Source organism: Humiphilus diazotrophicus, assembly GCF_059726315.1.
Genome location: NZ_AP040870.1, coordinates 7528818 through 7554692, shown reverse-complemented (window position 1 = coordinate 7554692; position 25875 = coordinate 7528818). Strand labels below are relative to the sequence as shown.

The following is a 25875-nucleotide window of genomic DNA, read 5'->3' as shown; positions in this document are numbered from 1 at the left end:
AACAACGAGAAACAAACCATTAACTTTCAATGAGAATATGTTAGCTTCAATTTGTGAACCTATTCATCTTTGAATAGGTTCGTGCTACGCCTTGCCCGAAACAAGTTCGGCCTGTTTACATCGGATAACTGGAGGAAACCGATGAAATTTGCAAAGACCATCTTCATTCTAGCTGGCACATGGAGCATCTTGATTCTGTCTCCTCTGTTCTTTCTGCGTACCAGACTAGGGCAGTTGGATCCACCTGCGATCACTCACCCGGATTACTATTTTGGGTTTCTATGCGTCGGCCTGTCCTGGGCAATTCTCTTTTTCATTATCTCTACAGACCCGCAGCGGTTTCGCCCTGCAATGATTGCAGCGATGGTAGAGAAGTTTGCCTACGGACTCTTTGTAGTTGCCTTCTTTCTTCAAGGTGAAGCAACCGGGGGAAAAGCTTTCTTCGGCTGCATCGATCTCCTCTTCGGCATTTTCTTTCTGACCTCATACCTCAAGACAAAGAGCCAAAGGAAAGAGACATCCTGAAAAACAGGCGCTACCGCTTCTTCCAGGACTGAGCTTCTACCCCTTCGACCGTCTGCTGTTTCTTATTCGATAGCTATCCGTGCCAATCGCTACGAATCGTCCCTCGCGCATGAAACAAAGTTGTTATAGGCGAAAAGCAATAAACGCGATTTCATGGATCATTTATATCCAGATATGATCTAAGGCAATAGAGGGAGGGAGTACTCCTCATCGGGAAGTAGCAGGCTTCCCCCGAAATGCTGGCCACAGCTTCCAAAATGTACCGGAGCTGAAGCTATAACCGTTAAACTTGTGGCCCTTTGGGGCGCTCTCATGACACACCAGACTCTCCAACCCGACGCATCGGTAGCCCACGACAACGATCAAAAGCACTTCCTGGTCGGACTACATCCGGGACCACCGCCGGATCACGTTTGGCAAACGTATGGGAGCTACAGTCTCTACACGGCGGAACAGCATCGCTCTGTCTGGGAGCGCCATGTCCACAACTGCACTCAAATCACGGTAGCGATGAGCCCGGCACAAGTACGCGGCGAATGGGATGGAATCACCGGACGACGCGAACGGCGGGAGTTGAATGGCGACATCGTCTGGATCGTACCGCCCGGAGTTGAACATGTCATTCATTTCGACCGGCGTGCCAGCCTGATTCATCTCTATTTGAATGACACTTTCTTTCGCTCCATGCTGGAGGATGCTCCTGACAATATTCAGACCTGCCTGATTCCTTCGTTGCTGGTTCGAGATCCCTTCCTGGTTGAAATAGCCCGATCTCTCTATCGGGAGATCAACATCAATGCCGGGAACCAGGTCTATACCCAGGCGGTAGCCACGATCATCGCAACGCATCTAGTCAGAACTTATAGCGATCGGCGAGATAGCCTGCATGTCTATCGAGGTGGCTTAGGTCCGGCGAGAGAAAAGAAGATTCGCAACTATATCTCAGAGCATCTTGCGGAAGATCTTTCACTGAAAGATCTAGCCCGAGTAGCCGATATCAGCCCGAACTATCTCATCGCACTCTTCCGGGAGTCTGTCGGAATGACTCCACATAAATACGTGATACAGCAACGACTGGAGCGAGCATGCAAGCTGATAGGAGAATCCAGCTTGCCGCTGCTGGAGATAGCCACACAATGTGGATTTCAGGATCAAAGCCAGTTCACGACTACCTTCCGTCGCTACTTCGGCGTCACACCCGGACAATATAAACGGCAAATTTAGGAAGATAGCGCAGCAACAGAATTTCAGCTCTGGCATCTGCCCCATTTGCTGAGGCCGAAACCTGCATAGGGAGTTGGGGTTCGGGATACACCTACGCCGGTTTTGCTCTAAGCCTTCTCATTCCACTTCTGCTTTTCCAGGGCATCGCCTATTACATTCAGCAACGACACCGCTGTAGCCATGGCATGGCGAGCCTCCTTTGTCGATGCCTGTTTTGCGATGCTCAGCAACGATACATCCTTGTTGCTGTCATTGAAAACAGCATGCAGCTTATCCGGATCAATGGACTTCAATAGATTATTGAAGTTCAGAATCACCCGAATAACATTCGTTGCTTCTTTCGAACTGACAATGGTCAAGATGTGATTGATTACAGTATCGCTGGCTCCCAGCAGGCCGTTAAGGAGACTAAAGACGTTCTTATCATGAAGTTGCTGTAAAAGATTATAAGCCGCCAGAACCGCTTCAGCATGTTCCTCCGGGGCCTCTTGCACTCGGCGGATAAGGTCTTCACGCGCATCTGTCGGTTGAAAATGTCTAAATTCGACGGCAACAGCCATAACCTATAACCTTTCTGCTTATTTCTGTAACTGAATTTGAACAAGTTTCCCTGTCCCAGGCATGCGGTAATCTGCGCGCTTCCATTTACGTTCCACTTCAACGCCCTTCTGCGGAGTCGGAGACCCGGAAAAGCGGAAGTTTAAAGGTTTGAGCGGATTCGATCCCTTCTCCGGCAGAACCTGAATACGCACAGCCGTTTCCTTGAAGGCCGGAGTATTTGTTGCAAAATCCGTGTGAGATCCGGTAAGAATATTTACCGGCCCCTCCCGGGAAAGCAAAGGCAGATAGACCTGCTTCCCTTTCACGCGGCTGGTAACGAGAACCTTGATCACCAGAGAACCGTGACGGCTGGTAACCCGCACCCATCTGCCAGACTCGATCTTGCGCTCCAATGCCAACTCTTCCGAGATCTCGATATAACGCTCCGGAGTCTCCTCCCGGATTCCCTCCACGCGATGCGTCATATTTCCCTCGTGGAAGTGCTCAAGAATACGTCCGTTGTTCAAGAAGAGATCGAAATCCCCATCCGGTGCTTCCATCGGCTCACGAAAAGCAACGGGATAGAAGCGAGCCTTCTTATCCGGAAACGCAAAGCCCTCCAGATAAAGAATCGGAGAATCCGTGCCATCCGGTTTCACCGGCCATTGCAGTGTCTTGTATCCCTCAAGCCGATCAAAGGAAACACCGGCATAGAGGGGATTCAGCGAGGCCAACTCATCCATGATCTCCGCCGGGCTCGGGTAGTTCCAATGAGCGCCAAGACGATTTGCTATATCCTGAGTAATCTTCCAATCGGCCCGGCTCTCTCCCAACTCCGGCAAGCTCTGGTACAACCGCTGAATACGACGTTCGGTACTGGTAAAGGTACCCTCCTTCTCAAGCGCTGGAGCCGCAGGCAGAATCACATCTGCATAACGGCAAGTCTCGGTGAAGAAGATATCCTGGATCACAAAGAAGTCCAGACGCTCAAATGCCCCGGCAACATGATTCGCATTCGAGTCTGCTGAGATCATGTCTTCCCCCGCCATATATACGGCACGCAACTTGCCCTCGTAGACAGCGTCCATCATCTGGTGATTGTCGAAGCCCCGATCGGGGGAGAGCTTTACATCCCAAGCCTTTTCGAAACGTTCACGAATTGCTGGGTCGGCAACGCTCTGATAACCGGGATAATTATTCGGCATCGCTCCTATGTCGCTCGCGCCCTGTACGTTATTGTGCCCTCGAAGAGGATATGCACCGCAGCCTGGCCGCATGTAGTTGCCGGTTGTCAGCAGCAGATTCGAAATGGCCGTAGAAGAATCGGAAGCCATCGTGTGCTGAGTAATGCCCATCGCCCACAGAACGCACATCGTATCGGCGACCGCAATCTCCTGAGCAACAGCCTCCAGCGTCGCGAGAGGAACGCCGCATACCTGTGCCGCATACTCCATCGTGAAGGGAGCTAGGCTCTGTTTGAACTCATCGAGATTATGTACCCATTGTTCGATAAAGCTCATCTTAGCGATGCCACGATCGAACATATAGCGGCTCATTGCCGAGATCCAGACCAAATCCGTACCCGGACGAGGACGGAAGTGGATATCGGCACGACGCGCCATCTCATGCTCGCGGGGATCGGCCACAATCAGCCGCTGTCCAAATAACTTATGAGCCCGCTTAACACGCGTAGCCAGTACCGGATGGCTCTCAGCGGTATTGCTGCCAACAATGAGGACGAGCGAAGCCTTGCCGATATCTTCAATCGAACCGGAGTCGCCGCCATAACCTACGGTGCGAAAGAGTCCCATGGTCGCCGGTGATTGGCAATAACGTGAGCAGTTGTCCACATTGTTGGTACCGATAACGGCACGTGCGAGCTTCTGCATCAGATAGCCTTCTTCGTTCGTCGCCTTAGACGACACAATCACGCCGATTGAATCTGGACCGTACTGCGCCTTGATGTTGCCCAACTTCTCTGCAACCAATGACAATGCTTCCTCCCAGGTTGTCTCCCGGAAGCCATTGCCTTCGCGAATCAGAGGCCGTTTCAAGCGGTCCTTATGATTCACGTAATCCCAACCAAACTTTCCCTTTACACAGGTTGAAATCTCATTTGCTTCGCCATGCAGCGGTTCGATTTTCAGGATCTTGCGGCCCTTGGTCCAAACATCGTAACTGCAGCCAACTCCGCAGTAAGTGCAAACGGTTTTGGTCTTCTTGATGCGCTCGTCGCGCATCTTCGCCTCGGTTTGAGAGACGTCCATGATGGCGCCATAGCCCATCTCCGGCTCAATGGCCTTTACAACATCGATCATCTTCGTCAAAGTGTCCTGAGGCATCGAGGTCAGGTAGCCAGCTTCGCCCAACATCGATTTCTCCATCAAAGCATTGCAAGGACAAACCGTTACGCAATGTCCGCAGGAAACACAACTTGAACCGCCAATCTGCACCCCTCCGTCCCATAAGACACGTGGATGTTCCAACTCCCAGCCTATCGAAAGCGTCTCATTTACCTGTACGCTTTGGCAGGCCTGAACACAACGGCCGCAAAGAATACATTGACTGGGATCGTAGCGGTAGAAGGGATTTGACATATCCACTTCATAGGGCTTGGGCTTGAAGGGGTGATCCTGATGCTCAACCTTGAGGGCAACTGCCGTGTTATGAACTGTACAGTTGTCGTTGTTGTTGTCGCAGACAGTGCAGTAGAGCATGTGATTTCCGAGAATTACATCGAAGGCCTCGGAGCGCGCCTCCACAGCACGCTTTGACTCCGTCACCACCTGCATATCCTGGGAGACTTTGTGCCCACAGGCGCGCGTCAGTTCGCCATTCACCTCCACCAGACAGGTGTCGCAGGTTTGGATAGGACCCATGAGGGCGGAGTGATAGCAAACATGCGGAATCTCTTTGCAACGAAGCACCGCATCCAGTACCAGCTCACCTTCTCTCGCCGTAACGGTACGGCCATCGACCGTAAGGGAAACCGTTCCCGGCTCATCACTGTTTTCGTGCTCAAACACGCTTGTAATTTGAGTTACGCTCATCTCGTTTGCCTCAGCCCACGGCATTCGTGAGTTTCTTTCTAATGTCACCCAATCTTCACAAACTCCGGGGTACCACGAACTAAGAACCAGTGTCTCGAATCGCGAGAATCGCTATTTGTGATTTATCGCACATTTTTGTTGAAAAGTCAGATTTAGTACAGCGAGGGCAGAAAGAAGAGGCTTTCCGGCCTATCGAAGCCATGACGCGGAGGTGTACATATAAATTTCTGCAATAAGTGAGAAAGAAACACGAAACGTTTTGGACAGAAACAGCGTCAGCTATCAGAGATGAATCGGTCCTTATCTTCCCCAGTAACGAACCGGCCCATTCTTGAAATTGCAATTGAAAGAATGGTCGATCTTACGCCAACCCCCACCCGGGACAGCGTAGCCATCGAAGAACCGCTTGAAATTCAGCTTGCATTCGGGCCCAGAGATTCGAGGACGGTCAAATCCATCACCGTTACAATGAGAACCCCTGGTAACGACTCCGAACTGGCGGCAGGCTTCCTCCTAACTGAAGGCGTCATTCACGACCTTTACGACATAGAACGAATTCTCGATTTATCGGAGGATACAACTTCTATCCCGCAGGAAGCATCAGGGGCCGACGCAGGGGACGACAGCTTCTTTAGCAATTCCACGAGACGAAACATCGTTCGCGTTGAATTGGCTCCTGACGTAAAGGTGAATACGTCCACTCTGGAGCGAAACTTCTATACCACCTCCAGCTGCGGAATCTGCGGCAAGGCTTCCCTGCTAGCTTTGCGTTCGGTATGTCCTCCTCGCGTGAAGAACGATTTCTCAATACAGGCAGAGATCCTGCACCTATTGCCCGAGCGCTTGCGAAGCTCGCAGCAGGTCTTTGACAGTACTGGAGGACTTCACGGGGCAGGCTTGTTTGACCCAAGCGGAAACCTTTTGATGCTCAGAGAAGATGTAGGACGTCACAATGCCGTCGACAAGCTCATAGGAGCACAACTACTGGCCGATGAAATCCCTCTCCGCAACAAGATGCTTTTGCTCTCTGGACGTGCCAGTTTCGAGCTTTTGCAGAAAGCTGTAATGGCAGGAATTCCATTGGTAGCCGCGGTTGGAGCTCCCTCCAGCCTCGCCGTGCAGGTTGCTCGCGAATTCGATGTGATTCTCGTCGGATTCCTGCGCGAACGGCGCTTCAACATCTACCACGGAGGCAATCGCATTCATTCGAACGGCGGGGCCAATTAGGAGAAACAGATGAAGTTACGAATTAAGGGAAACTCTCTACGACTGCGGGTAACCCGCTCCGAATTTGCGCAGCTCCAGCAGCAACAACGGATCGAAGAAAGAATTCAATTCAGCCCGAAGCCGGAAGACTCCCTGGTTTATGCCTTAGTTCCTGACAACAGCACAAATCTTGTCGATGTGAAATACCGCCAGGGAGAAATCCTTGTACTGCTTGCACAGGAACAACTCAAGAGCTGGGGGAAGAAAGATCAAGTAGGCATCTACACCTCTATCGACCTAGGCAACAGCCAATCACTCGATATCGCACTGGAGAAAGATTTCGCCTGCCTCAACAGCAATGAAGATCAATCGGATGCATTTGTAAATCCACAGGTTGAACAAACCTGCTGATAAAGAAGGCTCAATTTCAGGCATGCCGCAAATAAGTGAGAACGAAGAGCTGATTCCTTCTAGAACAATTCCGGCGCAGCTATGTCCAAGCAAAGACCGGTGGGATACCGCTTTCTTTGGCGAAGAGCGGCTTCGAACTTCCTGGATCGTGAATACAGCTGCTCCGGAATTTCTCTAAGCCTCAAGACCAGGAGTAATAAAGTGAAACTGAATCGCTGGGGTATCGCCTTTGCAGGAATCATCCTGCAGATCGTACTTGGTTCCGTGTATGCATGGAGCGTCTTTCGTGTTCCTCTAACCAGGCAGTTTCACTGGACAATTCCCCAGGTGACGCTGACCTTTACTATCAGCATCTTTGTACTCGGAGTAGCCGCCTTCTTCGGCGGCCTCTGGCTTAACCGCTCCGGTCCTCGGATTGTCGGACTGACCGGAGCCCTGTTGTATGGCTTGGGAACATTGCTCGCCAGCTTCGCAGGGGACCGTCTCTGGTGGCTCTATCTCTCTTATGGATTCATTGGAGGCATAGGACTCGGCTTTGCCTATATCGTGCCCGTAGCTGTCCTGGTGAAGTGGTTTCCGGATCGGCGCGGTTTGATTACCGGCGTTGCTGTAGGCGGCTTCGGAGCGGGAGCGCTGGTAACGGCGCCGATCGCCTCGCGTTTGATTCAGGTCGTCGGGGTTCTGCCAACTTTTGCCTATCTGGGCGTTGCCTACATTATCTTTGGAGTCATCGCCGCCTACTTCATGCAGAATCCGCCGGAAGGATGGCGCCCTGCAGGATGGACGCCCTCTGCCCGACTAAACTCGCAGCGAGCAGCCGAAGACTACACGCTTGGTACAGCTCTGAAAACCTGGCAATGGTGGGCCTTGTGGCTGATCCTCTTCCTGAACACATCGGCGGGAATATCCGTCATCTCACAGGAATCGCCAATCTTCCAGGAACTGGCGAAGGTTACGGTGATTGTCGCCGCCGGTATGGTTGGAATCGTCAGTATTGGCAATGCCGCCGGACGCGTCTTCTGGGCATGGGTCTCCGATTCCCTAACCCGGCGATTCACCTTTGTTCTGATGTTCTTGCTCCAGGTAGTGCTCTTTTGGGTGCTGCCCTCCATTACCTCTGCAACGGTACTCACGGTTCTGACCTTCATCATTCTTATGTGTTACGGCGGCGGCTTCGGAACTATGCCTGCCTTCACGGCGGACTATTTTGGATCGAAGAATGTTGGTCCGATCTATGGTCTTATGCTGACGGCGTGGGGCTCAGCCAGTGCCTTTGGCCCTCTGCTAGTCGCAAACATGCGCCAGGCAACGGGAAACTATCGAAGCGGCTTTCATGTACTCAGCGCAGTTGTTCTGGTATCGACATTATTGCCTATCATTATTTCGCCTCCCGGAAGGAAAACGAAGAATCAAGCCATAGAAGAGGAGCCGGAAGAATTGCCGAGAGTAACAGGCAATGTGGTACGTCGCGCCCGATAGAGCATAAAAGCCCCAGGACACGTTGCTGTTCGTGTCCCGAGGCTTTCAAGATAGGGATAGCCGCGAACCTTCTCCGATGAGAAGGATGTAGCTAAATAACGCGGGGGTCTTAGCTGGGGATCTGCCAACCGGCACCGGCATTTGCCAGCTTAGCTTTTCCAGTTCCGCCGGAAGATATAGCCTTAGCCAAATCGGGGAATGCCTTTAGCATCTTGTCGGTTTTCGCCCAGACCGGAATATCCACGATCTTGTAGTGATAGTCCACCTGGGTCTCAAGGAAACCATCGGAATTCTTCGCTGGCGCAGTGAAATTATCAATGCTGGTGATTTCACGATGGCCATAACAGAAGCGTCCACCTGCCCGTTCGCCAACCGGCGTAGGAGTATAGACATTGACCTTGATGGTCTTGTCTTCTTTACTTTCCAGAAGACCGGCATCGGCCAGAGCTTCCATTTGAGCCAGTACCTTCTTCTCTTCGGCTCCGGGACTAACCTCATAGGGAAAACGCAAGGCGGAAGAAAATAGACAATCTTTGTGAGTTGAGTAATAAGCGTTCAATCCCTTGGTCAGATTTTCGCTGGTGGGCTGAATATTGGCATGACAGCCAGACGCGAGAATCACGATACCACCAATAAGAACCGCCAACGGCTTACGAATCTTGCTTTGCATTTTCCACTCCTGCGTTTGTGTTGCTTTATAGGAAAAGCCTCTTCAATATCCGGCATCTCCCTTGATTATCGAATTCAACGTGACCGGGTTCCCCTCAAAACCTGCCTTTTGAGCCGAACAATATCGACTTCATGCAACACTAGCGAAGAAAAGGACTTTGCGCAATGTGCATACTCGAAAAATCCATTTTCTACACCACACGAATCACCCCGGTCACCTTCAAAGCCCTTGCCATCTTCTTATGACGGAACTTTAGGAATTCAGGTTTCCACGTAGACCCAAACTGGCCTTGGCATCACACTCCTCTGTTTCCAGTACAATCCAGAGCTGGAAGAACTCTCGGGAGAAACGCATGCGGAAGCTCGTCTTCACAGCCTTTTTGCTCCTGTTATGCAGCCAAGGGATTAACTATATGTCCGCAGATGAGCAAACAAAAGCTATATCGGTGCTGATTCTGGATGGAGAAAGTGGCGGACCCTATCACGCGTGGCAAATGACAACTCCCGTTCTCAAGAAAGAGCTGGAGGAGACCGGACTCTTTCAGGTATCGATCGCAACAGCTCCGCATTCCGGTACAGACTTCAGCCAGTTCCATCCCAACTTTAAGCAGTACCAGGTAATCGTATCGAACTACGATGCTCCGGACTGGCCCCAGGAATTACGGCTGCAATTCGAGCAATACATCCGGGATGGCGGTGGTCTCGTAATCGTCCATGCTGCCGACAACGCCTTTCCGCATTGGGAGGCCTATAACCGAATGATTGGCGTAGGCGGATGGAGAAACAGAAACGAGCAAGCCGGTCCCTTCTGGTATTACAAGGATGACAAATTGGTTTCCGATCCTGTTCCCGGACCTGCGGGATCGCATGGAGCACGACTTCCCTTTCAGCTAGTAAATCGAGCACCGGAGCACCCAATCATGAAGGGACTTCCAGCTATCTGGATGCATGCTTCGGACGAACTGTATGCCACACTACGCGGCCCCGGAGAAAACATGACGGTACTCGCTACGGCACATTCCGATCCCAGAAACAAAGGAACGGGGCGAGACGAACCAATGCTCATGGCGTTGAACTATGGAAGGGGACGCATCTTTCATACCACTCTCGGCCACGATATCTATGCCCTGAGCTGCATTGGCTTCATCGCTACCTTTCAGAGAGGTACAGAGTGGGCCGCCACAGGACAAGTTACCCAGAAAACCCCCACAAACTTTCCCACAACAAATTCCGTCAGCTTCCGTGTAGATATTGCAGAGATGGACCCTGGATATCTGAACGGCGCATCCGATGTTGTCGTCAGAACTCACTGACCCGCAAATCTCCTGGACCGATTTCATGCGGGCTCTACTCATATCGAAGCGCAACGGTGGGATCAACTTTCGTTGCAGTATGAGCCGGAACCAGAGTAGCTACCAAGCAAACTGCAAGCAGGAGAATCGTAACTCCAATAAAGCTAGCTGGATCATAAGGGCCAATATTGAATAACAGGCTTGTAAATAAATGGGAGATACCAATAGCCATACCAAGGCCTACGACTTCGCCCACAAGAACCAGCCTGAGCCCCTTACCTGCAACCAGTTTCAGAATGTTACCGCGGCTGGCACCGATGGCCATTCGCACACCGATCTCCTGTGTACGTTGCGTCACAAGGAAAGAAATCACTCCGTATAATCCGACAACGGATAGCAACAACCCGGTTGCGGCAAAGAATCCTACCAGTGTTGCTTCAAACCTTGGCTTATCGGCCAACTTATCGACTCGCTGTTGAAGTGTCTCGATCTGTACAGGAAGAGTGGAGTCCAATGCAGAGATCTCAGATCGAATCCACTGCGCCATGGTTGCAGAAGCAATCGAGGTCTTAACTATAACGGCTGAGTGATTGTTCCAGTCCTCCTGGTTGTTACGTCGTAGTCGATAATATTCCGGCTCGTCTTCTCCCGCCAGTCCTCCATTCTTGGTATCCCCTGAAACTCCGACCACCAGATACCAAGGGCCGCCGCCAATCGGCTGAATATGTTGTCCAATAGGGTTCTCTCCAGGAAACATGCGCCGTGCCAGCATTCGCCCAAGAACGACAAAGTGATCTTTGGAATTCATCTCTTCACTGGTAAACCCCTCACCCTGCAAGAGTGGAATCTGCAGTGCACGAAAATACCCAGGAGTCACCCAGCGACGAGTAACCATACCGCCTGTTCCTCCAGTAGATATGGGATGCCCAGCGATGGCAATGGTCGTATATGGCTGATCCCAGCGAACACCGCCTGGAGGCAATGAATCGCTCAGAGCAACTGCATCGACTCCAGGCAAACGCATTAACCGAGCCTGCACTTTTTGGAAGAAGGCTAATTGCTGTTGTGCGGTTGCGTAATGCTGAGAACCAAGCGTGATGCTTGCAGTCACGATGTTTTTCGTTTGTATTCCAAGCTGCTGATTCTGCAAATTCCAAAAGCTTCGCAGCAACAGCATCCCTCCACTCAACAAAATCATGCTGCATGCGATTTGCGTTGTCACCAGCAGTTGCCGTAAGCGAGCGCGAGAAGCCGCAGTCATCGTTCTGCTGGCAAGAAACTCAGCATTGGGCCGCTGCAGTGCTGGAACCAGGCTGAAGAGGGTACCGCAGAAGAGTGAAACCAGAATTGTGAACCCGATAATACGAGTATCCAATTGCGAGGTGCTAAGAAATGGAACCCCATCCGGAGCCAACGCAACAAACACTCGTAACAAAACCTCGGCCAAAAGAACTCCGAAAAAGGCTCCGGCCAGAACCAGCATCAAAGACTCCGTCAACGACTGCCGACTCAATCGAGCGCGACTGGCGCCTAAAGCGGAACGCACCGCCAATTCCCTTTCACGAGCCATCCCTCTTGCCAGAAGCAAACTCGCAACATTCGCACAAGCAATCAATAACACCGTAATTACAGTACCGAAAAGGACCCAGGCCATAAGGCGCACATCATGGATCTGCCGATCACGTAAGTACCGAATTCGAAGATGCACTTCATTACGGAAACGTGGCGGGACCTGGCTAAGCGAATAATCGAAGACTGGCTTCAGCGCTCCTCTTGCTTGTTCTATGGTTACGCCCGGCTTCAGTCGCGCAAAAGCATACATCACACGCGCAGAAGGTCCCCCCCTGCGCTGAGCAGTCTCGTCCAAGGACTCTGGCATCATAACGTCCACGGCTTCGAGTAGCGGCATTTCGAAGTCCTTTGGAAGCACTCCGATTACACGCACGAGCTTTCCGTCAATGCTGACAGCCCGATTGACGATTTCAGAATCAAGACCGAAATTCCGCTTCCACAGTCCATAAGAGATCAGCGCCACTTTTGGCGCATCTGGACTATCCTCCTCTCTGATAAAAGAGCGGCCTAGTATAGGTACAACTCCAAGCGTCTTGAGGAAATTGGCCTCAACGCGCGCGCAATCCAAACGAGCCGGATGATCCTCAGTCAAATCGCACGGCTCTACGCCGGTCTCTGAGGTAAGACTTTCAAATGGCGTTTGCTGATCACGCCAGTTGTAATAGGAATCGCCTAGAAGAAACTCCTGCGGAAGAATCGGCGCAGTCAGTCCAACTGAAACAAGACGTTGACCCTGTTTATACGGCAAAGGACGAAATAGGATTCGGTCCACGACACTGAAGACCGCAGCGGTAGCTCCAATGCCCAGCGCCAACGTTACAATAACCGTCACGGTAAAAGCGGGATTTCGTCTAAAGCCACGCCACCCGTGCCGTATATCGTAAAGAACAGTCTCAAACAACCAGCCAGGACGTTCTTCCCAGCAGGCTTCACGCGCATACTCCATGCCACCAAAGGCTATGAGTGCCTGCCTTCGAGCTTCGGAAGAAGACATTCCGGCAGCAATATTCTGTTCTATGGACTGTTCAAGATGGTATTGCAGTTCCGCGTCAACCTCGGAATGCCCTTTACGCTGAAGAAAGAAACGCAACTGGGTAAGGAACTCCATGAACATGCATGATCTCCCCGTCAGTGCAATTCTCCACCCCTGAGGCACGCACAGGTGGAGAGCTATCTCTCGATAATCGACAAGAGCATGGCATCAACTCTTGTCGATTGTCAAGGGAAGTACAGACAAGGAATCGTTTCAACAACGATCTCTTCTTTCGCTTTGTCACCTTTACCTTGCGCAACGGCGCAGAAAAAGGGTCAAGATGTCTGACTATTTCTTTCGATACCTCTGCGAAAGTCTACAAATCCACTACTCTGCTCGAAGAGTATCGATAGGATTTACGCTCGCCGCACGTCGTGCAGGAAACAATGCCGCCATTATTCCACTAACGAGAATGAGGGTTCCGGCAACTCCTAATGCCCAGCCATCATGGGTACTTACCCCATAAAGAAACCCCTTAATAAACTTGCCGGTAAACAAGATAAGCCCAGTACCAATCGTTACACCCGCAATCATCACCCAGACGGCTTGTCTCAGCACCAGCCAGAGAATATCGCCGCGCTGTGCTCCCAAGGCGATGCGCACACCCATCTCGCTCTTTCGCTGACCGACGATATAAGCAAGAAGTGCATACAACCCGGCAAGACACAGAAACAATGCTGAACCACCGAAAACCTCAAGCACATGTACTGCCAGGGTTTGATTCCCATAGGAGTTGGCGACAATTTGATCCATGCTGCTAAAAGTGGCCACAGCAAGTTCCGGACTTGCCTCATGAAGGATCTTGCGCAGCTCTTGAGTTACCACTTCAGGTGGTCTCTCTGTTCTAACAGCAATATCCATCGCCTTCGTGGCTATCATTTTATAAAGGCTGCTACCGGGAGGAATTTGCGAGATACAGACTTCTACCTCGGGAGAAGAAGGCTCCGCCAATGTGTGTTGCCTCTGATCGTCCAGAACCCCTACGATGTAGGCTGGCCTGTCCGCACCCAAACTCCAGAAGGTCTTGCCCAAAACAGACTTGGGATTTAGAGGATCGGGAGCAAATTGCTGGACGAAAGCGCGATTGACAAGAATAGCCGGTGTCGATCCGGCAGTATCTTGCCTATTGAAGAAGCGTCCGCTTGCCATCCTGAATCCAAAGACCTGCTGCGTCTCGGGACTAACCAGCTTAAGAGCTGCAACAAGATCCTTACCATGATTCCAACTGTGGTCGGAGCCAGACAAACTAAGAGAAGCATGAAACGTTCTGCCGAGTGGAACCTCGGTCATTAAGGTTGCACCTTGAACACCGGGCAATTGCCGCACTCGCTGCAATAGCGGATCATAAAGACTCTGAATCAGGTTTTCGTTCGTAAATCGCCACGAAGGAATAGTGAGGTTCGCAACGACAATGTGGTCAGTACGAAAGCCCAGCGGTACATGACGAAGAGTGTAGATCGTACGCAGAAGAAAACCGCAACCGGCAACTAACGTCAGCGACATTGCAATCTGCACAACCACCAGAGTGCTACGAAGAAGATTCTGCCCACGGCCCACATCGCTTTGGCGAATTCCCTGCCGCAACGCAGGCTCAATACGTGCCGAGGCAGAAAAGAAGGCTGGCAAGGCTGCGCACAGGATCGTGCTGATCACAGTAACCACAACCACCGCAAGCAGAAGATTCCCATTCAATCCTGCCGCTACCGAGATAGAAACGTACTTAGCAGCCGTGGCGCGTAAAAGGTGTATGGTCAATATCGCAAACACGGATCCGAGTAACGACGCCGCTGCACTCAGAAGAAGCCCTTCCACAATTTGCTGCCGAATCAGACGCCAGCGGCCAGCGCCCAAGGCACCCCTCATGGCAATCTCACGTTTACTTGCTGTGGCACGTGCCAACAACAAGTTCATGGCATTCACGCATGCAATCAACCAGAGAATGCCTGAGGCAATGGAGAGAGCCACTAATGCCCGTTTGAGATCTGCATTCGCCAGTGAATCCGCATATCTCTGCATGCGAATATGACTGTGCAACTCTCGAATTTCCGGATTCGAGTACTCCTTTGCAACCTGGCTCTGAATTGTCTCCAAATCCAATTGCGCTGAAGTAAGGCTCACATTATCTCTGAGTCTTCCTATGACCTGATACTCCGATACAGATCGACCACGAACCTTATCGTCGGATTCAAGTTGAATTGGAGTCCACACTCTCGGCAGCTTTTGGCTGGGCTCAAAACTATCGGGCATCACCGCTACTACGATTAGAGATTGATTATTGAGATGTACTTGCTTCCCGATAATCTTCGGATCTGCGCCAAACATCTCTTTCCATATTGCGTTGCTTAATGCAATCTCGTTTTGGCTCTCCTCACTACCGAACCGATCTTCCTTGGTGCTGAATCCCGGCCCAAGTTCAGGCCTGACATCAAGAGTGGAGAGAAAATTAGCGCTTATTCTCATCACATCGACTTCGAAAGCACTATCATTCCTCTCCAGAAAAAACCCTTTCCCGGCATACCGGAAAAAAGCGATCTCACGAAAGGAATGATTTCGCTGCCGCCAGTCTTGAATATCCAGCCAGCTATTACTCCAGGAAGGGCGCAGCAACTTATCTGCTGCATTGATAACTAAAAGCTGTTCAGGATGGGGATAAGAGACAGGGCGCAACAAGACTTGATCGACTACCGTGAACATGGAAACCGCAGCGCCAATGCCCATGGCGAGGGTTCCGATAACCGTAATGGCAAATCCCGGCGACCTTCGAATTTTCCTCCAAGCATATTTGAGGTCAAAGCCGAAGCGCTCCAGCCAGCCCCAGCCCCACATCTCCCGGGTAACATCTTTTACCAGCGCCTGATTGCCAAATTCCCGTCTCGCCTCTTGCCAGGCTTGCTTTGCATCTACACCCCGCTGCTGCTTGTCAGCTGCAGACATCGCCAGATGAGCGGCAATTTCAGCTTCGAGTTCCGCTTTCTGCGCTTCCGACCGAAAGATCCTCGTCCAAAACCTCATGAACCTTCTCCACGAGAGATGTAGATACTCTACACCCAAAAGGTAGTAGATTGTCTACAGGCATATTTAGAGATTCTCCTGTGTAAGGCGGAAGACTTTGACTCCACTGTTACCCTACCTTGAGTTTTCGATTCCGTACTTATCACGAAGGAACTTCTGATGAACCGAAGATAGACAGCCAGCAAGTTCCTGCCAGGTAAGAACACGCAAACGTGACCTTAATTCAGAACTAAGCACGGCGCGAGCTATCCGATACCAATCTTCAATCAGGTCCTGACGGCGAGCATCACACAAAACGCAGAATGAGTAGCCTGTGGAAGCAGCGGCAAGAACTCCGCGAATCAGCTGATAAGAACTTATCAGACCTCTCTTAAGAGGCAACAGCTCCGCATCAAAGACCTCTTTGAAATCGCGGTATCGTTCGACCAACTCGAATCGCGCGGTCTGAAAATCTCCCTCGGTGAGCTTTGCCTCTACCATCAGATCGCCAAGCCTCATGTCCACTTCCGTACGATCTACCTTGCCATCGTGTAGCGGAGTCAAAGGACGGAAGCCGAAACATGGTCGCTCGCCCCTGGCGACACCGAGTATCGAATAGACCTCTACCCGGTTCATTACTCCCGGATAGCAGAAGATATTCATTAACAACGCATCGGAGCTATTGGCACAGTCAAGCTCCCTGCGCTCCCGATCGAAGCGTCTGGGAACGGATTTCGATGCCGTGTAGACCTTATCTAGCCGCTTCCGCCAGTCGGCGGCAGCACAAATCCGCCGATAAGCTGCGGGAAGAAAATTTCCGTGACTGCCAGAGTCGTCCTGGCTATAGATAACGCTGGGAACTTCCCCATAGGTGAGTTCGTGCTCCAGATGCTGGGCCCGCATCTGATTGCGAAAGCTGATCTCCCGCCGAAGTGCTCCCGTACGACGAGCTACGTGAGGCTCGGCACACAGCTCCTCTAGTGAATCATCATCCATACGGGGAAATGATAGGCGAAGACAAGGCGAACAGTCCAGCCAAAGCTTTCCGCCTCATCTTCTAACCATCTTTATTCCAGGTAGATACTGTCCACGTAACACCAGCGCCAATTCTCTCCCGGTTCGGCGGATTGCATGACCGGGTGCGTCGTGGAATGGAAGTGCTTGGTTGCATGCTTGTTCTTGGAAGAGTCACAGCAACCGACATGGCCGCAGACCAGGCACATTCGTAGATGTACCCATTCATCGCCACTCTTCAGACATTCTTCGCAGCCGTCGGTATTTGGTTTTACGTCCTTGATTTGACTTACGTGCGTACAGGATGGCATGCAGAACCTCTTCTCGTATTCGTAATCTAGCTGAAGCTAATTTCGACTTACCTGAGGCCAGCGAACAGACCCGCTTTTAGCAGCATACCGGATCAATGGCCAACAAGGAAAACGCCACCTCGCGCCTTCATCTTCACAACTAACAGGCAGAAAAGATGACAACGTTCTCTATTGGACGAATCGTAGCAAGAGCAAGTAGAATTCCGCTGCTCGAAAGAGTATGCCCTCCCCAAGGCGTTTCATCAATTTGAAACGTGAGAGCAAACGCAGGAATGCAGAAAGGACATAGCATGAGATTCACTCGTCGCAACTTCCTGGAAGCTGCAGGAGCTACTGTGTGTGCTACCCTCTCCCACAATGTCGCCGTCGGACAGGGACTATCGTCGTCCTCCTACTCACCCGGAAATCTCTATTGGCCGAAGGGCCAAGTTTTGCCTACCTTCCCTCAGCCCTATCATCTGGACGTTGCAAGTTTCCAGCAGGTACCCGCTGAACAGCAGGTCTTCCTGACAACGCTTCAAGGCATTGTCAATCGAAGACTCCCTCGCCTCTATTGGCTTACGCCAGGAGACAATACAAACCAAGCCTGGCTCGACACACTCAAAATCCCCTACAAGGTCACCGCCACGCCTCTCGATCTGGTGCAAAAGTACAGGAATGAAATCCGGGGAGCGATTGTCTACGATCCCAACGTGCCGGACACGATCAACGTCGCAACCAGTCTGGCAGGATTGAAGAACGCTGTTGTTGCAACAGCCGATCTGGCCGCGCAGTTCAAGCTACCTATCCTTGAAGATTTGCGCGGGCGGTTTACCACCAAGCTCGATGCTTATAACTGGCTGATTGACAATTACTGGTCCGCTCTTGACCACCGTCTGCTGACAGGAATCAACCCGGCGGATTCGCAGCTGATTCCCAGCGTTCAATGGACGACTTTGCTCAAAGTCTCCCAACCAGTAACCGATGCCTCAAACAAGGCCGTTTATACAGCCGATCTCTCAAGCTTTCTTGGTGGCGAAGCAGTCTATGTTCGCTATCAGGATGCCTATACGAATGATGGCTGGGGCCCTTCGGTTGGGCAGGTAACGGTCATTGCCGACGGAAATGTAATCGCCTCATTCCAGCCCGGAACAGATGCCGAAAAGCCGTTTCTTCTGGACGCCGACGGCTCTTCCCTTGCCTCTGCCTGGCGCTTTGCCGACGGCAACTCTTACTTCATCTACAAATTCACTCCGCCCGCAGGAACAACCGCACTAACGCTCCAGACTCAGATGTGGAATGAATACAACGTGACGGCAACGAACCAGATGCCGATCCAATACATTCCCTTCTCCAACTTCCGGGACTATATCGTAGCTACCAATGCTCTTGTCTTCTGGCTTGATCCCTTAGTCGCAGAAGAAGCTGCTCTCTTCCAGCAGATACTCAAGAAGGTAGCGCCCAATACTCCCTATCTCGGCTGGTTCGTAGGCGGCCACGAATCTCAGGGAGTTACACTTTGTGCCGAATACGGAGTAACCGTGGAAGCAGCCGACTATTTCAACAATGCAACGGTATTTGGAGGCGTACTCGCTCCTGTCGTACCGTGGCAACCCACCAGCAATACTCCACAATTGCAAAATAAGGTCTACGTCACGCTAACGATGAGCGAAGGAGATAACCTCCAATACGATCAGCACCGTATGCGTGATCTCTGGGACGATGCCTCGAGAGGACAGGTTCCCCTAAACTGGAGCATCAGTCCCTTATTGCTGGATGCAGGCCCCTCCATGTTGCACTACTTCCAGCGAACGCAGACAGTAAATGATTTCCTGCTGGCCGGACCATCGGGAGCCGGATACACCTATCCTGGCGAGTGGCCCGCAGCAATGCTACCCAGCTTTACCGCCGCAACTGGTCGTTATATGCGGCGCACAGGGATGAATGTCATCTATGCACTCAACCGCCAGAATGACACCAATATCCCGTTGACGGATGCCGTTGCTCAGCAATTCAAGAAAGATGTGCCCCTGCTCGGCATTCTCTACAACTGGATCGATCAGAGCACAGTAAGCACTTCGGCCGGGCTGCCAATCATCACGCAAATCGGTATTGGCAGTGCCTCCGACGGTCAGGCAGCGCTAACCAAGGCAACACAAAACTGGGATGGGAATAGCCCGCTCTTCGTTGCGCTTGGAGTACTTGCCTGGAACATGACTCCGACAGACGTAAAGAACTTCGTTGCTTCCCTTGGCCCTCAGTATGAGGTGGTAAGGGCAGATGTTCTGTTCCGGCTTATCAAGAGAACGCTCAGTTAGGCAGCCCAGCTTTTCAGAGCGGTAATCGGCAACCACAACCAGATACCCCATCCTGAAGAACGCCATAAGCGTAAAGAGGGGTGGGGTAGCTAGCCTAGAAGCGTAACGAGCTGTGCCGTAGCTCTTTCGTCACGCGAGTCCGGAGGGAGCCCACTTCGCAAAAGCTGTCTCGATAAACTTCTCAGCGGGCATCGGTCTTCCTAACAGGAAACCCTGTAGAGAATTACAGCCCAAATTCGTCAAGAACTCCTGTTGCGCCATGGTTTCTACACCTTCTGCAACGATCTTCAGATTCAGTATCCGGCCAAGAGCCACAATGGCGGATACGATTGCAGCATCTTCCGAATCATGTACCAGATCGTTCACGAAGCCACGGTCAATCTTCAGTTCATTCGCCGGTAGCCTTTTCAGATAAAGCAGGCTCGAATACCCGCTGCCAAAGTCATCGATTGATATACGGACTCCCATTTCCGAAAGCTGCTGAAGAATCCGCATGCTGGCATCGACATCCTGCATCGCTGTCGTCTCCGTGATCTCCAGAGTCAGACAGGCAGGGTCGAGATCGTAGCGGTCCAGCGTTGTCCGCACCATCTGCACCAGATCGGCATGATCGAACTGCAGCGAAGAGAGATTTACGGCAATCGTCCAGTCGGCATGACCCTCGGCTCGCCATCTGTTCATCTGGCAGCAGGCTTCATCCAGCACCCACTCTCCAATAGGAACAATCAGGCCGGTTTTTTCTGCCATGGGGATAAAGTCGTCAGGAGAAATCATCCCGCGAGTGGGATGCTGCCAGCGAAGAAGAGCTTCGGCACCGATAACCGATTGATTCACAACGTCGAACTTCGGCTGATAGTAGAGAACCAGCTGCTTCCGCTCCAGTGCCAGGCGAAGATCATGCAGCAACTGCAACTGCTCACGAACATTGGCATTCATCGAGCTTTCGAAGAAGCAATAGCCGTTCCGGCCCTGGGCTTTGGCATGGTACATCGCGGCATCGGCGTTACGCAGCAGATCTTCGGAAAGCTCCCCATCGCTCGGATAGAGAGCTACCCCCAGACTAAGAGAAACCCGCAACTCGTGGCCAAGAACCGTAAAAGGTTGGGCAACGGCGGAGACCAGACGATGGCTCAAGGAGGCTGCCTCGGCTGGCTCGCCTACGCTCGATAGCAGAATGAACTCGTCTCCCCCGACACGGGCAAGCGTGTCTTGCGGGTTTATTACCTCCCGAATGCGCTCCGCAACCTCAATCAGCAGTAAGTCACCGATATGGTGACCGAAGGCATCGTTAATCGCCTTGTATCCGTCCAGGTCCATGGCCATCAGGGAAAAAGGCTGCCTTTCGAGATCCGCTTCCTGCATAGCCTGATTGAGCCGGTCCTCCATCAGGACGCGGTTGGGCAATTTCGTGAGGTTGTCATGCAGAGCCAAATAGGTCAGTTCCTGATTGGCTTTCGCCAAGGAGTTGGCCAAAACAGAGGTCTTCCGCTCCATCCGCATGTCCAGCACGGAAAAGACCAGCGAGATAGCTAAAATGGCGAGCGTAACAATGATGGTTAGCAAAGCCAGCCAACCGATATCGAGTCCCGAACGTGCAGCTCCGCAGAGGCTTCCCTTCGGAAACTCAGCCGCTGCCATCTGCAAATAGAAAGTACCAGCCGCGATTATCCCCAACGTAACCGCAGCCATGCCACGAAAGCGTCCGGCCCGGGGAGCCGATCGTCCGAGAAAGAACGCGATCCAGAGGCCTACGCTGGAACCGGCTATCGCAAGCAAGATTGAGAGTCCAAAGAGGACCGGCTTGTAGCGAATCGCAGGAGACATCCGTAACGCCGCCATCCCCGTATAGTGCATACCGCTAATTCCGGCACCCAGCAACAACGATCCATAAATAAGACGATTCCGGGTCGGACGCGGCTGGCTCACCAACCACAGAGCTACCGCCGAGGAAGCATTCGCAATGAGCAAAGAAAGAAAAGTAAGTTTCGGATCATAGCCGAGAGGAATGGGTAAGTGGAAGGACAGCATCCCTACAAAATGCATAGACCAAATGCCAACCCCCAGGGAGACAGCACCCCCGGCCAGCCACCAATTTGCATAACGACGCTCTACTACCGTGATCCGGGCGGCCATGTCCAGCGCCGTAAAAGACGCCAAAATGGCCACCAGGATGGAAAAGAGAACGAGTGAGCTATTGTAGCTACTGGCGTACATTCATCTTCCTTTGCACTTCCAACTTATTCAGCATCGATTGCAACGGCTGACATTGCGAGTGAGAGATGAAATTTAGCAGAAAAGTCTTTAGCCTCATGGCTCTGCTATGGCTACATTCCCAAAGAGCTGTAACCAGACTGCGGCTCAGCGTGGTGGGCGTGGAATGCGCTTTCTCTCATTATCGGCAACGACAAAAGTAACTTTAGTCACCTTTTGTACAGATTCAGAAAGTGCAGATCAGGAGTAACTATTTTTGTACACCGGGGCAAAAATACAACAATAAATAACAGAATTAGCTACTTAATCGTTATTTGTGGACTACGAAACGGCAAAGGGCCCTCTGCGTCGTTCATCTGCCGCAGACACTCCCGAATCTCGTTTCGAAGCGGAGCTACAGAGACTCCGCCGAAGGAGTCCGGACAAGCTTCCAGCTTCTCAAGAGACCGTTGCAACATCGACCTCATGCCTCGCTGGTTTCCACGACGAGAGTGGTGAAAAGCTACGGTTAATTGGATCAGGGCCTGCAAAAAGCTTCGTTCTTGCCCCTGGAGGTCTGACCACACACCTTCCCAATGCTCATGAGCGTCGAAAAATCGCTCCGTCTGATAGCATCGAAGACCTTCGGCCAGCTCCCCTTTCGTCCAATCCCACTCAGTCACCTGCCAAGTGTAATTGCAAGTTGCTGATAGCACCAGAGGTTATCTATAGACATTTTTAATCACGCATACGAATAAAGCAGTAGGACTACCAGCTTTTCCATCTCAGGCCTCCAGCCCACCCTCGTACCGCTACAGCAATCGGTCCGGAACAGGGTCGAGAGAGATACCAGATTCAACCCGCTCTCCCCTTTGAAGAGACCTATTCCTGAGCCGGGGCCGCATTTGAGAGAGCGATAGCTACATTCGAGGACTCGAAGACCAACTAACAACCAACCTACCTTTGATTCCTCGGAATGGGGGTCTCTATCTGGTTAATATGTGAAATGTTAGGTACCAGAAAAGTAAATACGACAACGTATCGGGAAACGATGTTGAAGGGGAAAGAGGGATATCCGGTGAGCCCTGCGTTACGGCCGTCCCCGAACTGCCTGATTCCTTATATCAGGAGCGTGCGGGGATAAGCCGTTGCTACCTTGGACCTGGCAGTAAAAGACCCCGGAGGAATGCTCCAGGGCCTTTACCGGTTATGAATAAGTTTCCTGGTTATGCGTGAGCGGGATCGACCTTCTCGGTATCGACACCCAATTCCGCAAACGCCTGCTGAACTCGACCGGCATCGAACTTGCCCTCACGAGCCAGCTTCGACAGCGTTGCGGCCACGATCGATTCGGCATTGACCTCGAAGTGACGGCGCAGATACTCACGGTTGTCGCTACGTCCGAAGCCATCGGTTCCCAGTGTTACCAGTCTGGATTGCAACCAGGGAGCCAACTGGTCGGGCACGATCTTCATATAATCGGTAGCCGCAACAATCGGCCCCTTTGCAGCCCCAAGCGCCGAGAGGATGTAAGGCTGCTTCTCGGCTTCGCCCGGGTGGAGACGATTCCAGCGTTCGACGGCCAGAGCTTCACGCCGCAGCTCGTTGTAGCTGGTTACGCTCCAGACATCGGCCGGAACATCGTACTTCTCGGCCAGAATGTCCTGAGCGCGAAGCACCTCGTTCATAATCGTGCCGCTGCCGAAGAGCTGCACCGCAGCCTCGCCCTTTGCTGCCGCCTTGTACTTATAGATACCGCGAATGATTCCCTCGCGAACGTCTCCAGGCATCTCCGGCATGGCATAGTCTTCGTTGTACATCGTGATGTAGTAGAAGACATTCTCGCCGTCCTGATACATACGGCGAATGCCATCCTGAACGATCGCCGCTACTTCGTACACATACGCAGGGTCGTAGCTGACGCAGGTAGGAACGGTGCTGGCCAATACATGGCTGTGTCCGTCCTGGTGCTGCAAGCCTTCACCCAGCATCGTGGTACGTCCGGCGGTACCGCCCATCAGGAATCCCTTGCCGCGAGAATCGGCAAAGGCCCAGATCATGTCGCCAACACGCTGGAATCCGAACATCGAGTAATACATGTAGAACGGGATCGTCGGAACATTGTAGTTCGAGTATCCGGTTCCGGCTGCGGTGAACGAAGCCATGGCACCGGCTTCGGTAATTCCCTCTTCCAGAATCTGGCCGTCCTTCTCTTCGCGATAGTAGAGAAGAATATCCAGATCGTGCGGTTTGTACTTCTGCCCTTCCCAGGCATAAATACCGACCTGGCGAATGGCTGACTCCAAACCGAAGGTACGTCCCTCGTCCGGAACGATAGGAACTATCAACTTACCGATGGCCGGATCTTTCAACAGACCCCGCAGGATGCTGACGAAGCCCATTGTCGTCGAAACGGCACGGCCCTTCGATCCTGCAGTCCACTCTTTGAAGAAGTCCAGCTGAGGAGCCTTGAAGTCATAGGGCTTGATCTCGCGGCTAGGCATGTATCCGCCAAGAGCCTTGCGGCGCTCATGCAGATACTGGAGTTCCAAAGAGTGCTCCGCTGGACGATACGGCTTTGCCTGCTTCGCAATCTCTTCGGGAACCGGAATATCGAAGCGCTTGACGAAGGCCTGAATCGCCTCATCGGTGAGCTTCTTTTCCTGGTGCGCAGCATTACGGGCTTCCGTTGTTCCGATGCCGAAGCCTTTAACGGTCTTCGCCAGAATGACGGTTGGGCTGCCGGTGTGTTCCACAGCGCGCTTATAGGCGTTGTAGACCTTCACCGGATCGTGTCCGCCACGATGCAGAGCATAGATCTCGTCGTCGGTCATATCGCTGACCAGTTCCAAGAGTTCGGGATACTTTCCGAAGAACTCTTTGCGAACGTAAGCGCCACCCTTAGCCTTGAAGGCCTGATAGTCGCCATCGACGCACTCTTCCATACGCTTTAGCAGCAGTCCGCTGTGATCGCGCTCAAAGAGCTTGTCCCAACCGGAACCCCAGACGACCTTGATAACATTCCATCCGGCACCGCGGAAGATACCTTCCAGCTCGTCGATGATTCGCTTATTGCCGCGAACTGGGCCATCAAGACGCTGCAGGTTGCAATTAACAACAAAGATCAGATTGTCGAGATTCTCACGGGAAGCTACCGTGAGCCCGCCAAGGGTATCGACCTCATCTGTCTCACCATCGCCTACAAATGCCCAAACCTTACGAGGTGTCTTCTGAATCAGGCTGCGATTCTCCAGATACTTCATGAAGCGTGCCTGATAAATCGCGTTCAAAGGTCCGATGCCCATTGAAACCGTCGGGAACTTCCAGAAGTTAGGCATTAACCAGGGATGGGGATAAGAAGAGAGTCCCGGAGTATCGCGAAGTTCGTGGCGGAAGTTCTTGAGATGCTCATCCGTCAAACGTCCTTCTAAATAAGCACGGGCATAAACGCCAGGAGAAGCGTGGCCCTGGAAATAGATAAAATCACCGGGCTCTTCTCCATAGGAGGCATGGAAGAAGTGGTTAAAGCCAACTTCCAACAAAGTAGCCAAAGAAGAGTAAGTAGAGATATGGCCGCCGATGCCGGAGTCCTTCTTATTCTGGCCATGCACCATGGCCATCGCATTCCAGCGGATCAGTCCTTTAATGTGACGCTCAATGTGACGATCCCCAGGATAAGGGACCTCTTCTTCCTTGGAAATAGTATTAATGTAGTGCGTAGTTAACTCTGTAGGGGTGCTGATGCCAGCCTCACGCCCGCGTTTCCGCAGTACGGCGAGAAGTTCCTGTGCACGTTCTGGGCCTTCTTCGACGACAATCTCGTCGAAAGCTTCAATCCACTCAGCTAGCTCTTGGGAGAATTCGGAGGGGACGGGGATAGCAACTTTTGTATTCATAATCTTCAACGACCGACTCGCCTTTGATTTGTTCCAGTTGGACCGTGAGCGGCTGAGAGCCAGGCACGATCAATTACCCAATTTCCAAAAACTATCTTCGATATCTTCCGGTTCAGTTCGTATACGTATATGCGAAAGAACGTATAAGCATCTTTTCCATCATTTACGGTCCCGG

The 25875-nt window shown here is 52.0% G+C and carries 17 protein-coding genes; 7 read left to right on the top strand and 10 right to left on the bottom strand.

The genetic code is table 11. From position 1 onward, the window contains the following. Positions 1-141: 141 nt before the first annotated feature. Positions 142-525: a hypothetical protein gene (locus AC6I7T_RS30180; protein ID WP_497791587.1), complete on the top strand. Its 384-nt coding sequence runs from the start codon at positions 142-144 to the stop codon at positions 523-525. Between the two features lie 312 nt (positions 526-837). Then, a complete protein-coding gene (locus AC6I7T_RS30175) occupies positions 838-1749 on the top strand; it encodes a helix-turn-helix domain-containing protein (protein WP_497791586.1) in 912 nt (303 codons plus the stop codon). Positions 1750-1856: 107 nt separating this feature from the next. Here AC6I7T_RS30175 and AC6I7T_RS30170 read toward each other — a convergent pair whose 3' ends face one another. Together AC6I7T_RS30170 and fdhF are read right to left on the bottom strand one after the other, a co-directional pair. Beyond that, positions 1857-2309, bottom strand: coding sequence for a hypothetical protein (locus AC6I7T_RS30170; RefSeq protein WP_497791585.1), 453 nt, complete (start codon positions 2307-2309; stop codon positions 1857-1859). Positions 2310-2327: 18 nt separating this feature from the next. Beyond that, positions 2328-5339 carry a formate dehydrogenase subunit alpha gene (gene fdhF / locus AC6I7T_RS30165; RefSeq protein ID WP_497791584.1) on the bottom strand — a complete coding sequence of 1004 codons (3012 nt, stop codon included), beginning with the start codon at positions 5337-5339 and terminating at the stop codon, positions 2328-2330. 351 nt (positions 5340-5690) lie between these two features. Here fdhF and fdhD point away from each other — a divergent pair, with 351 nt between their 5' ends. The 3 genes from fdhD to AC6I7T_RS30150 all read left to right on the top strand — a co-directional run bounded on the left by fdhD (position 5691) and on the right by AC6I7T_RS30150 (position 8435). Then, a complete protein-coding gene (gene fdhD / locus AC6I7T_RS30160) occupies positions 5691-6566 on the top strand; it encodes a formate dehydrogenase accessory sulfurtransferase FdhD (RefSeq protein ID WP_497791583.1) in 876 nt (291 codons plus the stop codon). 9 nt (positions 6567-6575) lie between these two features. Continuing rightward, positions 6576-6956, top strand: a complete 381-nt coding sequence (locus tag AC6I7T_RS30155; protein ID WP_497791582.1) for a DUF7009 family protein — start codon at positions 6576-6578, stop codon at positions 6954-6956. 201 nt (positions 6957-7157) lie between these two features. After that, entirely contained in the window at positions 7158-8435 is a 1278-nt protein-coding gene (locus AC6I7T_RS30150) for an L-lactate MFS transporter (protein WP_497791581.1), read from the top strand. Positions 8436-8544: 109 nt separating this feature from the next. Here the strand turns inward: AC6I7T_RS30150 and AC6I7T_RS30145 are convergent, their stop codons facing one another. Continuing rightward, the gene (locus tag AC6I7T_RS30145) at positions 8545-9105 is read right to left on the bottom strand and encodes an SEN1982 family lipoprotein (RefSeq protein WP_497791580.1); all 561 of its coding nucleotides are present in this window, start codon (positions 9103-9105) and stop codon (positions 8545-8547) included. A gap of 352 nt (positions 9106-9457) precedes the next feature. Between AC6I7T_RS30145 and AC6I7T_RS30140 the strand changes: the two genes are divergently transcribed. After that, a complete protein-coding gene (locus AC6I7T_RS30140; protein WP_497791579.1) occupies positions 9458-10417 on the top strand; it encodes a ThuA domain-containing protein in 960 nt (319 codons plus the stop codon). Between the two features lie 34 nt (positions 10418-10451). Here AC6I7T_RS30140 and AC6I7T_RS30135 read toward each other — a convergent pair whose 3' ends face one another. The 4 genes from AC6I7T_RS30135 to AC6I7T_RS30120 form a co-directional block, all read right to left on the bottom strand. Beyond that, on the bottom strand, positions 10452-13082 hold the full coding sequence (locus AC6I7T_RS30135; RefSeq protein ID WP_497791578.1) for an ABC transporter permease: 2631 nt from the start codon (positions 13080-13082) through the stop codon (positions 10452-10454). Between the two features lie 246 nt (positions 13083-13328). Next, complete coding sequence (locus AC6I7T_RS30130) at positions 13329-16013, bottom strand: ABC transporter permease (RefSeq protein ID WP_497791577.1); 2685 nt, start codon at positions 16011-16013, stop codon at positions 13329-13331. Positions 16014-16127: 114 nt separating this feature from the next. Continuing rightward, the gene (locus AC6I7T_RS30125; RefSeq protein ID WP_497791576.1) at positions 16128-16988 is read right to left on the bottom strand and encodes a PGN_0703 family putative restriction endonuclease; all 861 of its coding nucleotides are present in this window, start codon (positions 16986-16988) and stop codon (positions 16128-16130) included. 71 nt (positions 16989-17059) lie between these two features. Continuing rightward, a complete protein-coding gene (locus AC6I7T_RS30120; protein ID WP_497791575.1) occupies positions 17060-17317 on the bottom strand; it encodes a ubiquitin carboxyl-terminal hydrolase 14 in 258 nt (85 codons plus the stop codon). A 290-nt stretch (positions 17318-17607) separates the two neighbouring features. Here AC6I7T_RS30120 and AC6I7T_RS30115 point away from each other — a divergent pair, with 290 nt between their 5' ends. Then, complete coding sequence (locus AC6I7T_RS30115) at positions 17608-19614, top strand: GxGYxYP domain-containing protein (protein WP_497791574.1); 2007 nt, start codon at positions 17608-17610, stop codon at positions 19612-19614. Between the two features lie 129 nt (positions 19615-19743). Here the strand turns inward: AC6I7T_RS30115 and AC6I7T_RS30110 are convergent, their stop codons facing one another. From AC6I7T_RS30110 to aceE, 3 genes are all read right to left on the bottom strand, one after another. Then, positions 19744-21828, bottom strand: a complete 2085-nt coding sequence (locus AC6I7T_RS30110; protein ID WP_497791573.1) for a putative bifunctional diguanylate cyclase/phosphodiesterase — start codon at positions 21826-21828, stop codon at positions 19744-19746. 296 nt (positions 21829-22124) lie between these two features. Continuing rightward, complete coding sequence (locus AC6I7T_RS30105; protein WP_497791571.1) at positions 22125-22520, bottom strand: DUF309 domain-containing protein; 396 nt, start codon at positions 22518-22520, stop codon at positions 22125-22127. Positions 22521-23030: 510 nt separating this feature from the next. After that, positions 23031-25700, bottom strand: a complete 2670-nt coding sequence (gene aceE / locus AC6I7T_RS30100; protein ID WP_497791570.1) for a pyruvate dehydrogenase (acetyl-transferring), homodimeric type — start codon at positions 25698-25700, stop codon at positions 23031-23033. Positions 25701-25875: the final 175 nt, after the last annotated feature.